8 protein-coding genes and 1 pseudogene are annotated in these 13,502 nt (G+C 73.4%); 5 read left to right on the forward strand and 4 right to left on the reverse strand.

Annotated elements, in window-relative coordinates; genetic code table 11:
* Positions 1–57: 57 nt before the first annotated feature.
* Positions 58–1,497 (forward strand): MFS transporter, encoded by a 1,440-nt coding sequence (locus tag ABZ340_RS00890; protein WP_358779573.1) that lies wholly within the window; start codon positions 58–60, stop codon positions 1,495–1,497.
* A 58-nt stretch (positions 1,498–1,555) separates the two neighbouring features.
* Here ABZ340_RS00890 and ABZ340_RS00895 read toward each other — a convergent pair whose 3' ends face one another.
* From ABZ340_RS00895 to ABZ340_RS00910, 4 genes and pseudogenes are all read right to left on the reverse strand, one after another.
* Positions 1,556–1,939: a hypothetical protein gene (locus ABZ340_RS00895; protein ID WP_358779574.1), complete on the reverse strand. Its 384-nt coding sequence runs from the start codon at positions 1,937–1,939 to the stop codon at positions 1,556–1,558.
* Between the two features lie 185 nt (positions 1,940–2,124).
* The gene (locus tag ABZ340_RS00900; protein ID WP_358779575.1) at positions 2,125–6,459 is read right to left on the reverse strand and encodes a cation-translocating P-type ATPase; all 4,335 of its coding nucleotides are present in this window, start codon (positions 6,457–6,459) and stop codon (positions 2,125–2,127) included.
* 528 nt (positions 6,460–6,987) lie between these two features.
* A pseudogene (locus ABZ340_RS00905) lies at positions 6,988–7,278 on the reverse strand (hypothetical protein); the annotation flags it as partial.
* A 94-nt stretch (positions 7,279–7,372) separates the two neighbouring features.
* Positions 7,373–8,338, reverse strand: a complete 966-nt coding sequence (locus ABZ340_RS00910) for a helix-turn-helix transcriptional regulator (protein ID WP_358779576.1) — start codon at positions 8,336–8,338, stop codon at positions 7,373–7,375.
* A gap of 101 nt (positions 8,339–8,439) precedes the next feature.
* Here ABZ340_RS00910 and ABZ340_RS00915 point away from each other — a divergent pair, with 101 nt between their 5' ends.
* The 4 genes from ABZ340_RS00915 to ABZ340_RS00930 all read left to right on the forward strand — a co-directional run bounded on the left by ABZ340_RS00915 (position 8,440) and on the right by ABZ340_RS00930 (position 13,500).
* Positions 8,440–9,873, forward strand: coding sequence for an MFS transporter (locus ABZ340_RS00915; protein ID WP_358779577.1), 1,434 nt, complete (start codon positions 8,440–8,442; stop codon positions 9,871–9,873).
* Positions 9,874–10,243: 370 nt separating this feature from the next.
* Entirely contained in the window at positions 10,244–12,034 is a 1,791-nt protein-coding gene (locus tag ABZ340_RS00920) for a nucleic acid/nucleotide deaminase domain-containing protein (RefSeq protein WP_358779578.1), read from the forward strand.
* A gap of 58 nt (positions 12,035–12,092) precedes the next feature.
* A complete protein-coding gene (locus ABZ340_RS00925; RefSeq protein ID WP_358779579.1) occupies positions 12,093–12,650 on the forward strand; it encodes an SUKH-4 family immunity protein in 558 nt (185 codons plus the stop codon).
* 19 nt (positions 12,651–12,669) lie between these two features.
* Entirely contained in the window at positions 12,670–13,500 is an 831-nt protein-coding gene (locus tag ABZ340_RS00930) for a nucleic acid/nucleotide deaminase domain-containing protein (protein WP_358779580.1), read from the forward strand.
* The last annotated feature ends 2 nt before the right edge of the window (positions 13,501–13,502 follow it).

Consider the following 13,502-nt stretch of genomic DNA (forward strand, 5'->3'; position numbering starts at 1 on the left):
GTACATGCAACGGTCATTAGTTAACCGCACTATCGAAACCGTCGTACGATGGCTCCCATGCCCGAGCTCAGCCACCGCCGACGCCTGCTCGTGCTCGCCATCTGCTGCATGAGCCTGCTGATCGTGAGCCTCGACAACACCGTGCTGAACGTCGCCCTGCCGTCCATGCAGCGCGACCTGCGCACGACCACCTCCGGACTCCAGTGGGCGATCGACGCCTACACCCTGGTGCTGGCCGCGCTGCTGATGCTCGCCGGTTCCACGGCCGACCGGATCGGCCGCAAGCGCGTCTTCATGACGGGCCTGGTCGTCTTCACGCTCGGCTCGGTGCTGTGCTCCCTGGCTCCCGGCCTGCCGGCGCTGGTCGCGTTCCGGATGGTGCAGGCGGTGGGCGGTTCGATGCTGAACCCGGTCGCCATGTCGATCATCACCAACACCTTCACCGACCCGCGCGAGCGGGCCCGCGCCATCGGCGTGTGGGGTGCGGTGGTCGGCATCTCCATGGCCGCCGGTCCGCTGGTGGGCGGTCTGCTCGTGGAGTCGGTCGGCTGGCGCGCGATCTTCTGGATCAACCTGCCGGTGGGGCTCGCGGCCCTGCTGCTCACCCTGCGGTACGTCCCCGACTCCCGCGCCCCGCGCGCCCGCCGCCCCGACCCGGTCGGCCAGTTGCTGGTGATCGTGCTGTTCGGCGCGCTGACGTACGCGATCATCGAGGTGCCGAACGCGGGCCCGGCGACGGTGCTGCCCTTCGCCGTGCTGGCGCTGGCCGCCCTCGCCGGGCTGCTGCTGTACGAGCCCCGCCGCGCCGAGCCCCTCATCGACCTGCGTTTCTTCCGCTCGGCGCCGTTCAGCGGGGCCACCGTGATCGCCGTGTGCGGGTTCGCCGCGATGGGCGGCTTCCTGTTCCTGTCGACGCTGTACCTGCAGAACGTACGCGGGCTGAGCGCCCTGCACGCGGGCCTGTGGATGCTGCCGATGGCCGTGCCGACCCTGCTGTGCGCCCCGTTGTCCGGCCGTCTGGTCGGCAGCCGGGGGCCGCGGGCCTCGCTGCTGGTCGCGGGCTGCGCGATGACGGCGAGCGGGCTGCTGTTCGCCCTCTTCGAGGCCGAGACCTCGGACGTCACCCTGTTCCTCGGGTACGTCCTGTTCGGCGTCGGCTTCGGCTTCGTCAACGCGCCGATCACCAACACCGCCGTCTCCGGCATGCCCCGCGCCCAGGCCGGCGTCGCCGCCGCCGTCGCCTCCACCAGCCGCCAGCTCGGCTCGACCCTCGGCGTCGCGGTGATCGGCGCGGTGCTCGCGGCGGGCGTGGGCTCCGCGCCGTACCGGGACGCGTTCGTCTCCGCCGCCCGCCCCGGCTGGTGGATCCTCACCGCCTGCGGCGTCGCCGTCCTCGCCCTCGGCGCCCTGACCACGGGCGCCTGGGCCCGCCGCACCGCCGAACGCACGGCGGACCGGCTTCAGCCGGCCCCGGCGCGGGAGACGGCGGGGATCTGACCCGGCCCCCGTGGCTCCGGTCGGCAGAGGGCCGGCGCCGGGCCGGCGCGGCCCTCGCCTACCAGATCCACATTCCGCCGAGGGGGGAAGTCCTGCCGTCCTCGTCGACGCCGACCAGGTGGGCCGACTCGGGCCCCAGGCTCGACCCGTCGTCCAGCGGGACGACGAAGCGGTGCTCCCCGAAGCGCAGGGCGAGAAACCGTCCGGGGTCCTCTTCGCAGCCGTCGACGGTCTCACCGATGTAGCGGTGCATGAGGTCCAGCGACCCCGGAGCGGGGAAGTGCCACTCGCGCCCCCCGTACACGCCCAGGGGGTTGCTCAAGGCCCGCAGTACCGGCCCGTCGAAGTGCAGCTCGACGTGGTCGCGCACGAAAGACACGGCGCCGACCTCCAAGCCCATCAGCAGTCGGAGCCCGTCGGCCGCGTCGTTCTCTGTGTTCACGGGCTCATGCTGCCAGAGACCCCCGTCCGGCCGGCCGCCGGCCGATGACGGATCCGGACGGGCCGGCTGCCGGCCGTCGTCCCCCGGCCCGGCGCGGGAGGCGGCAGGGGTCCGGCCCCGCCCCGGCGCGGGAGGCGGCGGGGCAGGGCCGGACCCCTGCCGCCTCCCGGGAAACCGGGCCCCTCTCACCCCACCGGCACCGGCAGCCGTTCCGCCACCTGCGGCCAGCGCTTCATCACCGCCTCCTCCAGGCGCGGCACCGCCCGCTGCCCCGCCAGCGCGAGGGCGATCGCCGCGGCCACGCCCGCCCAGGCCAGCGGGCCCAGCGGGGTGCAGCCGAAGAGGTGGCTGGCGGCCGGGGTCTGGACGAGGGCGACCAGGGCGGCGGCGGAGCCCAGGGAGGTGGCCTGCACCAGGTGGCTGCCGCGCCGGTCGGCGAGGGTCTGGGCGAGCTGGGTGCCGACCACCGCGCACAGGGCCATCGTCGTCGACCGGCGGGCCGTGCCGGGCGTGAACCGGCCGAAGAGCCAGGCGGCGGTCGCGCCGAGGGCCGTCGTCAGCGCCCGGTGCCGGATCTTCCGGATCAGCGGCTCGCCCAGGACCGCCGTACCGAGGGGCGCGTCGGCCTCGCCGCCCTCCTCCTCGTCGCTCTCCGGCGAGGTCACCGCCACCGCCATCGCCGGGAACAGGTCGGTGAACAGGTTCACCAGCAGCATCTGGCGGGTCGACAGCGGCGCCGAACCGCCGAGGACGGTGCCGAGGATGCCGAAGCCGACCTCGCCCGCGTTGCCGCCGATGAGGATGGCGATGGCGTCGGCGACGCTGCCCCACAGCGCCCGGCCCTCCCGCACCGCCTCGACCAGGACGAGCAGGTCGTCGCCGGTGACGACGAGGTCGGCGGCGTTGCGCGCGGCGGCCGAGCCGCGGGCGTTGATGCCGACGCCGATGTCGGCGGCGCGGATGGCGGCGGCGTCGTTGGCGCCGTCGCCGACCATGCCGACCACCCGCCCGGCGTCCCGCAGCGACTCCACGACCTGGAGCTTCTGCTCGGGCGCGACGCGAGCCACCACGTCGGCGTCGCGCAGCATCCGGGAGCGCCGGCGCCGGTCCGCGGCGGCCAGTTCGTCGCCGGTGACGACGACGGCGTCCTCGGGCCAGCCCAGGTCGGTGGCGATGGCGCGGGCGGTCTGCGGGTGGTCGCCGGTCAGCACCACCGGCCGTACGCCCGCCTCGCGCAGCCCGCGCACCAGGGCCGGGGAGGTCTCGCGGGCCACGTCGGCGAGCGCGAGCAGGCCGGTGAAGTGCAGGTCCAGCTCCTCCAGGGGGCGTTCGAGGAGGTCGCCCGCCTTCTCGTCGTCCGTCAGCGGGCGCTGCGCCACCGCCAGCACGCGCAGCCCGTCGGCGGCCAGGTCGTGCGCCGTGTCGGAGGCGTGGGAGGGAAGGTCGGGGCAGGCGGGCAGCACGGTCTCCGGGGCGCCCTTGACGACGAGAACGGGCGTGCCGTCCCCGGCGCGGCCGACGGCGGCGGCGTAGCCGCGGGAGGTCTCGAAGGGCAGGCCCTCGATCTGCTCCCACTCGGGGTCGTCCCCGGCGGCGTCCAGCACCGCCTCGTCGGTGGCGTGGGTGGGCCGGGCGCCGTCGCCGTTCAGGCGGGGGCAGGCGCGGGCGGCGACCCGTACGGTCCCGGCGGCGTCCGGCTCGCCCAGCTTGTACACCGTGCCGCCGGCGTCGGACGCCTTCACCAGCCGCAGCCGGTTCTCGGTGAGCGTGCCGGTCTTGTCGAAGCAGATGGTGTCCATGCGGCCCAGCGCCTCCAGGGTGCGCGGGGTGCGCACGAGGACACCGCGGCGGCCGAGCCTGCGGGCGGCGGCGAGCTGCGCCACCGTCGCCACCAGCGGCAGCCCCTCGGGGACGGCCGCCACCGCCACCGACACGCCGCCGCTGACCGCCTGCCGGATCGGGGCGCCCCGCAGCAGGGAGATCCCGGTCACGGCGGCGCCGCCCGCCAGGGTGAGCGGCAGCGCCTTGCGGGTGAGTTCCTGGAGGCGGGCCTGGACACCGGCGGCGGACGGCGTGCGGGCGGCCAGCGCGACGGCGCGGGCGGCCTCGGTGCGCTCGCCGGTGTCGACGACGACGGCCTGGGCGCGCCCGGCGACCACGGTGGTGCCCTCGAAGACCATGCAGTGCCGCTCGGCGACGGGGGCGTGCGGCGTGGGGGCCACGCACTTGTCGACCGGCAGGGACTCGCCCGTCAGCGCGGACTCGTCCACCTCCAGCCCGTCCTCCCACAGCAGGCGGGCGTCGGCGGGCACCACGTCGTCCGCCTTGAGGTCGATGACGTCGCCCGGAGAGAGCTTGGCGGCGTCCACGACCCGGGCCTCGCCCGCCCCGTCGCGGGACTCCTCCTGGGCGACCCGTGCCTTCTGCTTCTGCTGGGCGAGCAGCCCGGCCAGCGCCCGTTCGGCGCGCAGCCGCTGGAAGCCGCCGACCAGCGCGTTCAGGTCGAGCGCGCCGACGACGAGCAGGGCGTCCATGACGGAGCCGAGGATCGCCTCGGCGGCCGAGCCGACGGCCAGCACCGGGGTGAGCGGATCGTCGAGTTCGTTGCGCACCGCGCCGGCCAGCTGCACCGTCCAGCGCACCGGGGCGAGCGCGGGGGTGCGGCTCGCCCGGTCGACGGCGGCCTTCACCCGGGCGGTCGCCTGCTCGACGGCGGACGGCTCCGGCTCCCTCTCGTGTTCGAGCCGCTCACGTACGCCGGCCGGGTCCAGCTCGTGCCAGGCCACCCGCGCCCGGGGGTGCGGCGCGCGGGCCGTGGCCACGCGGAGGGCCGCGCGGGCCCCGGACAGCAGGGCCGCCGCCGCGCTCGCGTCGACCGGCGCGTGCCGCAGCCCCGGCAGCGGGGCACCGCCGCCGCCCTTGCGGGCCTCGCCGACGGCGACCAGCAGCCCGGACAGCGCGGCGCCGGAGCGGGCCAGCACCTGCGACCGGCGCCCGACGCCGCGCGCCGCGGGCACCGCCCGCAGCAGCCGCCACACGTCGGCCAGGCCGTTGATGCACAGCACGTCCGCGCCCCACGCCACCGGGCACTCGTCGTCGGCGAGGGTGACGGCCACGTCCCCGCGCAGCAGCCCGGCGGCCACCTCCGCGTCGTCGCCGGGCCGGGGCCGTACGACGGTGACGACGCCGCCCTCCTCGCGCAGCTCGTCCACGACCTCGCTCAACGGGCGGTCGGCGCCGACGACTTGGTCGGCGAGGCCGGTGAAGTCGGCCAGCGCCGGGTCCTCCACCATCACCACGCGCAGCCGGGCGCGGCGCGCCGCGTCCAGCACGGACTCCGTCCACGGGTCGGCCCCGGCGCCGGGGGCGCGCAGCGCGCTGGGGTGCAGGACGACGATCTCGGCCATCTCCAACTGCCGCAGCCGCGCCGGGTCCCGCACCAGGACGCCGGTGCGCGACAGCGCGCCGCCGAGGACGGCGTGGAAGGCGGCGGGCCCGTACCGGGCGGCCTTGGGCGAACCGGCGAGCACCGCCTCGGCGGCCTCGGCCAGGTCGTGCTTGACGAGCAGAGTCGCCGCCGCGCCCGCCACGCTGCCCGTCGAGGCGTGGGAGGCGTACTGCTGCGCCGGGGAGGTGCGCAGCGGCGGGCGGCGGGCGGCGTCGGCGGGCAGGCTGCCCCGGTCCGGCGCGCACAGCCGGTCGTGCACGGTCTCGAACATGGCCGTCCGGGCCACCGCCTCCGCGAGCTGGCAGGCGCGCAGCGCGCCGTCGAGCACCAGGGAGGTCGGGCTCTGCCCGGCGCCGTGCACGGCCGCGTTGGCGACGGCGAGCGCCACCTCCATGCGCTGGTCGCCGAGGCGGGCGCGCAGCCAGGCGCGGAAGGTCGGGTTCTCGCGCAGCAGCGTGGAGACGGCGGTGACCAGGCGGGGGGTGGGGGGCAGGCGCAGCGCGGAGGCGGTCAGTCCGGCGGCGATGCCCAGGACGTCGGCGCCGAGGGCCGTCGCGGCGACGCGCACGGAGGCCGGGTCGCCGGGGTGGGCGGGCTCCTCCACGAGGTCGTCGGCGCGGGCCAGGCCGTGCCGCTCGGCGAGCGCGGTCGCCCGGTCGACCACCTGGTCGGTGAACGCCTCCTCGGTCGCGGTCACCACCAGCCGGGACAGGCCGGAGTCCCAGTAGGCGAGGGCCACGTCCGGGTGCTCGGCCAGGGCCGCCGCCACCCGCCGGGCCACCCGCGCCACACCGCCCGCCCGCCGGACCTCGTCGTGGGCGACCGGTGTCAGCGCGAGGTGGGCGCGGGCACCGGCCCGCCAGTCGCGGGTGCCGCCCGGCAGCGCGGCGCGGGCGACCCGGGCCGCCCGCGCGGCGAAGTCCGCGCTCCGCACGCCGGCCCGTGCCGTGCCCGCCACGGCACCGGCCGCGACGCCCACGGCGGGCGCGGTGCCGCGCGCGAGCAGCCGAGGCCCGGCCAGGACGGCCGCGGCGACGGCGCCCTGGGAACGCGTCAGAAGTCCACCGAGCATCGTTTCCTCTCAGCCTGCCTTCCGGGTACGGGTCGCCGTACCGCCGCCGCTCCTGCTACTACTGCCGCTGCTGCGTCCGGCGGACGCCGTGGCCTTGCGGGCCGTGCCGGACGTTCCGGACGTGCGGCGCGTGGTGGCGGAGGTGGTGCCGCGGCCGGTGCTCCCGCCGCCGGAACGGCTCTTCGCGGCGCTCGTGCTCCGGGTGGTGGCCTTGGTGCCGGCCGCCGCCTTCTTCACCGCGCTCTTGGCCGTGCCCCCGGCCGCGGCGGAGGTCTTGGCCGCGCTCTTGGTCGTGCGCCGGGCCGCGGTGGCGGTCCTGGCGGTGGTCTTGGCGGCGGTCCCGCCCCCGGCGGAGGACTTGGCCGCCTTGCTCGTGCCGCTCCCGGCGGAGGACTTGGCCGCCTTGCTCGTGCCGCCCCCGGCGGAGGTGCCGGCGGTACCGGCCGACGCACCCTCCCCGGCGGAAGCCGGAGCCGCCGCGCCGTCGCCCTGCACGGTCCGCGCCGCCTCCGCCCCCGCCGACTTGTCCGGCCGGGGCTGCGTCAGCCAGGCCACCGCCGCCCCGGCGAGCGCCACGGGCCACTCCACGAGCCCGGCGACGCCGAGCACTCCGGCCCCGGTGTACACGGCCACCCGCCGCCCGCGCGGCGACACGGCCCCGATCCTGTCCAGCGCCCCCTCCGCCGCCTTGCCGACCATCCCGGCGCCCGGCACCTTCTGCAGCACCGAGGCCGCCGCGTGCAGCGGCTGCGGAAGCGTCTGCGCCGATGTGTGTGCCGACTTCTGTGCCGGCTCGCGCGCCGGCGTCTGCTCAGCCATGACTGTCCTCGCCCTGTGGGAACACCGCGGGGGTGTGGGAATACTCTGGGAACATCACCTTCCGTTATGACCCGTGTTCCCGCACTCGGGGCGGTCATCCCGCCGATGTGGCCCGGCGTTCCAGCGCGATGGCGTGCAGCCGCGCCAGCCGCTCGCGCGTGTCGTCGTCGGCGGGCGCGTACGTCACCATGCGCGGGCCGGTCTCCGGGCCGAGCCACAGGTCGGTGTGGTCGACCGTGAGGCGGCCGACGTACCGGTTGCGGAACTCCTTGCGCTTGCCGCGGTGGGCGACGACCTCGTGCCGCTCCCAGGCCGCGCGGAACTCGGGCGACTGGTCCCGCAACCGCTTGAGCAGCGCCTTCCAGGCGGGCTCGCCCAGATGCTTGGCCATGGCGGTGCGGAAGCGGGCGGCCATCACCCGCTGCACCTCCTCCAGGTGCACGATCGACGAACGCCACTCCTCGTTGGTGTAGGAGAGGATCATGCAGTTGCGGTCCTCGGGCGGCACCGCGTCCAGGTCGCACAGCAGCAGCCCGTAGGTGCGGTTGTAGGCGAGGATGTCGTACCGGCTGTTCTGCAGGCAGGCCGGATACGGCTCCAGTTGTTCCAGCACGGCCCGCAGCGCCGGGGTGAGCGCCGGGCAGGCGGTGGCGGGCGCCGGGTCGACGGCCCCGGCCAGCTGGAAGAGGTGGGCGCGCTCGGTGGCGTCGAGCAGCAGGGCGCGGGCGAGGGCGTCGAGGACCTGCACGGAGACGTGGATGTCGCGGGCCTGCTCCAGCCAGGTGTACCAGGTGACGCCGACGGAGGAGAGCTGGGCGACCTCCTCGCGCCGCAGCCCCGGCGTGCGGCGCCGCGGCCCGCGGACCAGGCCGACCTGCTCGGGGGTGATGCGCTCGCGGCGGCTGCGCAGGAACGCGGCGAGCTCGTGCCGCCGCACCACCGAGGACGCCTGCCCCCGCCGCACCCCCTCCGAGGCCGCCTCCCGAAGCCCTTTCCCGCCCGGGGCCGCCTCCCGGAGCCGTGCCCCGCCCGCCACCGTCTCTTCGGCCATGGTCGTCATGGACCCAGCCTGCCGCCGCCCGGACCCTGTTGCCAGGTACTCCTGGTACCAGGATGAGGACACTCTGGTACCCGTCTGAACGCCGCCTCAGGCTCGTCCCCGTGACCGAAACCATCACTTCACGTCCTGTCCGGCCGGGCGGCCCGGCGACGCCCCCGGTCCTCGGCGGCCTCGGCCTGTTCACCGTGCTGCTCGGCGCGGCCCTGCCCCTCGTCGACTTCTTCATCGTCAACGTCGCCCTGCCCGCCATCGGCGCCGACCTGTCCGCGGACGAGGCGGTCCTGGAACTCGTCGTCGCCGGGTACGGGGTGGCGTACGCCGTGCTGCTCGTCCTCGGCGGACGGCTCGGCGACCTGCTGGGCCGGCGGCGGCTCTTCCTGGGCGGCATGGCGGCCTTCGGGCTGACCTCGCTGGCGTGCGGGCTGGCCCCCGGCGCGTGGCCGCTGGTGGCGGCGCGCGTCGCGCAGGGCGCGGCGTCCGCCGCGATGCTGCCGCAGGTCCTCGCCACCATCCAGGCGACCACGTCCGGCCCGCGGCGGGCGAAGGCCATGGGCCTGTACGGGGCGACGGCCGGCCTGGCGATGGTGGCCGGGCAGGTCCTGGGCGGCGTCCTGGTGGCCGCGGACGTCGCGGGCACCGGCTGGCGCTCGGTCTTCCTGGTGAACGTGCCGGTGGTGCTGGCGGGCCTGGTGCTGGCCGCCCGCGCGGTCCCGGAGACCCGCTCGCCGCGCCCGGAGCCGGTCGACGGCCCCGGCACGATCCTGCTGGCCGCCGCCCTGCTGACCCTGCTGCTGCCGCTGACCGAGGGCCGGGCGGCGGGCTGGCCGCTGTGGACCTGGCCGGTGCTGGCGGCGTTCCCGCTGCTGGCGGGGGCGTTCTACGCCGTGGAGCGCGCGGCGGACCGCGGGGGCCGTACGCCGCTGGTGCCGCCCGGCCTGTTCGCCCTGCGCTCGTTCCGGCGCGGGCTGGTGCTGATCGTGCCGTTCTCGGTCGGCTTCAGCGGCTTCATGTTCGTGATCGCGGTGGCGTTGCAGCAGGGCGCGGGGCTCGGCCCGGTCGCCGCGGGACTGGCGCTGGCGCCGCTGGCGGTGGTGTTCTTCGTCTTCTCGCTGGCGGGCCCGCGGCTGGTCACCCGCTACGGCACCCGCGTGGTGCCGGCGGGCGCGGTGCTCCAGGGCGCGGGCCTGGCCCTGATGGCGCTGGCCGCCTGGCGTTCCTGGCCGGACCTCGGCGTCGTCGAGCTCCTGCCGGGCGGGGCGCTCGCCGGCGCCGGCCAGGCGCTCCAGCTCCCGGTGATCTACCGGGTCGTCCTGTCGGAGGTCCCGCCCGCCCGCGCGGGCGTCGGCGGCGGCGTCATGTCCACCACCCAGCAGGCGTCCCTGGCCCTGGGCGTGGCCACCCTCGGCACCCTGTTCCTCTCCCTGATCCCGCCCCTGGGCATGCGGGACGCCCTGATGACGGCCCTCCTGGTCCAGCTGGCGGCGGTGACCCTGACGGGCCTGCTGAGCCTGCGCCTGCCCCGGACGGTGGCCTGAACGCGCGCCGCGACGCGCCGGTCCCCGGCACGGGCCCCGGACCCGGTTCCCGTGCCGGGGTCCTGCGCGCGGGTGGGAGGGAGGGCGCGGCCCGCATACGGCCCCAAAGTCGACTACGGGCAACGGCTCCCGACACCCTTTACGGCCAACTCCTCGCCCTCATGCACCGAACCGACCCAGTCACCCCGAAGAGCCTGGGGTCGTCCTGATACACGGCCCTGCACCATGTGGGCGACGGCCTGTTGTTCTGTTGACCACCCGTCTCGCACATACGCATGCGCACGAAGTCTCCCCAAAATCCGCACTGTTGATCCAACAATCGCCTGCAGGAATGACGTCTGGGCGCAGGTCGACCATCACGGGGGTGTTCATGGGCGTTGTGCTGCCGAGCCATCTGGACGAGGCTCTTGACCTGATCGGCGTGTCGTGGCCCAACGTCGACGAGGACGACTACCGCGCCATGGCGAACTCCATGCGGGAGTTCGCGGCCAGCCTGGAGAACGGAACGTTCGACCTGCACGCGTCGATCCAGGACATGCTCGGCGCCAACGAGGGGCCCGCCGTCGACGCGTTGGCCGCTCACTGGGACAAGGTCAAAGGCAAGCACCTGACCCGCCTGGCGGACATCGGGCGAGCCGCCGGCGACGGCCTGGACGCGGTCGCGGTGCTGATCGAGGGCGCTAAGCTCGCCGCGATTGCCCAACTCGGCATACTCGCGGCGGAAATCGCCGCCGCAGTGGCCGCGGCGCCGGTGACCCTGGGGTTGTCGTCACTGGCGGGTCTGGCGGGTACCCAGGCGTGCCGTATAGCGGTGAAACGAATTTTCAGAGAGGTCGAGCAGCAGGTCGTCGAAGAGATCATGTCCCGGGTGACGGCTCCGATCGAGGAGGCGATCGGAGCCATGGTCGGGGACCTGGTCGTTCAGACGGGCTCGAAAGCGCTGGGGCTGCAGGACGACGTGGACCTCGGCAAGACCGTCCAGGCGGGCAAGGAGTCCCTGCATGACGCGGGGAAGGCGTCCATGCAGATCGCCTCCGCCGGGTCGGGCGGCGGCGGATCAGGAGGCGGTTCCGGCGGTGGCGCAGGGAAGATCGGCGTCGACCTGGAGTCGTACACATCGCTGGAGAACGCGCTCAAGAGAGCGGGCGACCACTTCGACGGCGACAGCATGTCGCACTTCCACGCTGCGAAAAGACGCCAAGGAGCCACGCGCGGCAAGGACTCGATCGCGAATGCCGTGAACAGCGCCCTGGATACAGCTATGGAGGGAATCGAAAAGGGCGCAAAGAAAGCCGCGAAGCATGTCGGCGAGGACATGAAGAGCGGCGTAGGAAAAATGCGCGACAACCATCGAGACAACGATGAGAGTATCGCGCATAATCTCCACAAGATTCAGCGACGCGAGCCTGGCCGCGACGAATTGCGTCAACAGTTGGGCGAGACCCCTGTCTACCTTCTGAACGACCGGGGGAAGATACAGCGGCTTACACAGAATGGTCCTGCCGACCTGACGGACAGCGATCGGGAACTGCTCGGAATCCCGTTGAAGCTGACCGGCTCGAACAAGGACAGGCTGCCACCTCGACCCAAGAACCCGAACAACCCCTACGCCTGGGATCCCAAGGACACTCCGGAGCAGAGAAGAGCACGCCCCCGGAAGGAATCCACGAAGGTGCCCTTCTACGAGGATGAGCTGTCCCGGGCAACCGCCCTGGCGCGGCACGAGCAGAAAAGCTACGGGAACTACAATGCGGACAAGGAGACCAATCAACCGAAGTTCACCAGCAACAACTACGCCGCGGCGCACGTGGCGTACGACCATGAGGGCAAGCAGCAAGAGTTCATCCTGGTCGGCCGCAGCAACAACCCAGTCCATTCGGAGAAGGTCCTCGGCGTGCCATTCCTCGAAAACGGAACAGGCCAGCATGTGAAGGATCTCTACACGGAGCGGGAGCCATGCAGCGAAAGCAGTGACTGCGCGGCATGGATCCAGAAATATATGCCGCACGTCAATGTCACTCACAGTGTGGATTTCGGACCGGGGACGACGGAAAGTGGAAACCGCGAGATGGAGGAACGACTCAACAGAATGTACCCGGGTGAACGTCCCGCGAAGAGAAGCCCGTGGACCAACTTCCAGGGTCTGCACCCGCAGCACTGATTGATAGCATCGCGGACAGCCGTCCCCGAGTGAGAGCCGAAAAGCATCGATGAGCCCTATGATCGACCGAGCCAGGATGGAGTCGGTCTTCGATGAGTTGGTCACCTTGAACGACGAACCGCTCGCCGTCATCGCTCACGAGCCGACCCGCGCGTTCCTGCGAGATGTCGGCCTGCCGGAGCGGGAGCAGTGGTTCGAGGCCGACGGATACCTCGTCGACGGTGACCTCAGAGTGGGTGGTGAAGCCTGGCAGGCCGTCCAGGAGCGGTACTCCGACTGCCCGTTCGACATGTCATCCTGGCTGACATTGGGCGGCATCGGCATGGACACCGTCGCCGTCGACACCGTCACAGGAGTTGTGTACTGCATCCCGGAAGATCGCTACATACATGTACTCAACAGCAGTGTCGATGCACTGGGGTACTTCTTGTACGAACTCGAGATGGAACGGCCGGAATACGACGGCGAGGCCGCCGGCGACGCGGGATTCGACCCCGAGGGAGCCGAACAGCGGCTGCTGACCCTGATGCGCCGGGCCGATCCTGTCGCCGTGGAGAGCCCCGACTCGTCCTGGTACATGGTCCTGCGTTACGTGCGTAACGCCCTGATGGACTGAACCCCGAGGAGACACCGACGTGCCCCCCACCGGCGCCCCCTTCATCGACCGCTTCGGCCCTGCCGGAGTCCGCCGTTTCGGCACCACCCCGAACCCACTCCTCCTCCCTCTCCGGGTGATGCCGTACTTCCACACCCTGCCGGACGAGCCGGAGTCCCTGCTCGCCTACGCGGACTCCATAGGCAAGCGACTGGACGAGGAGGACCAAGCCTCCTGGACCCGCCTGGGTTCGGACCGCGCCTTCGAGCTGTGCGTGACGGGTGAGGGCGACGTCCGGGGGGTGCTCATCGGGTACGCCGAGCCCGACCGGTTCGTGAGCTCCGCCCCTGCTCTGTTCGCCGAGGCGCTGCTGGAGCTGGACATCCTCCTGGAGGTCCTCGGCGCCGCCGAGACCCCGGAAGACGCCTCGGCGGCCTTCCGCACCACGCTGGAGACACTGAGTGCCGCCGACCCCCGTGCTTTCGAGGACCCGGAGAACTGGTGGCCGCTGGTGCTGGAGGACATCCGCACCACCGCGAGCGTCGAGGCGTACGCGACGTTCGAGTTCACCGATCCGGACGGCGGCAGACACCTGGTCACCGAGTCGGGGGCTCTGTGCGCGCATCCCGAGGAACGCACCTGGTCGAAGATGTACGAGGCTGGCATCGAGCCGGAACAGGTGACCCGCATCCACACCGAGCTGGAAGCATGCTTCATGCCGGGCCACTACTGCTCGATGTGGTTGGAGCTGATGTTCCCCGACGCCTCGCTCACCCACAACGTGTCGTACGGCGACACCGCCTCCGAACGAGCCAAGGGCATCCGCCAGCTGCGGGAAGCCACCCGCCCCCAGGCTCCTGGGACGCGATAAGC

This window comes from Streptomyces sp. NPDC006134 (assembly GCF_040628835.1).
Taxonomy (GTDB): Bacteria; Actinomycetota; Actinomycetes; order Streptomycetales; family Streptomycetaceae; genus Streptomyces.

Bases quoted from the DNA above. Each gene is read 5' to 3' on its own strand.
- ABZ340_RS00890 (WP_358779573.1), top strand. From the start codon at position 58: ATGCCCGAGCTCAGCCACCGCCGACGCCTGCTCGTGCTCGCCATCTGC.
- ABZ340_RS00900 (WP_358779575.1), bottom strand. From the start codon at position 6,459: ATGCTCGGTGGACTTCTGACGCGTTCCCAGGGCGCCGTCGCCGCGGCC.
- ABZ340_RS00910 (WP_358779576.1), bottom strand. From the start codon at position 8,338: ATGACGACCATGGCCGAAGAGACGGTGGCGGGCGGGGCACGGCTCCGG.
- ABZ340_RS00920 (WP_358779578.1), top strand. From the start codon at position 10,244: ATGGGCGTTGTGCTGCCGAGCCATCTGGACGAGGCTCTTGACCTGATC.
- ABZ340_RS00925 (WP_358779579.1), top strand. From the start codon at position 12,093: ATGATCGACCGAGCCAGGATGGAGTCGGTCTTCGATGAGTTGGTCACC.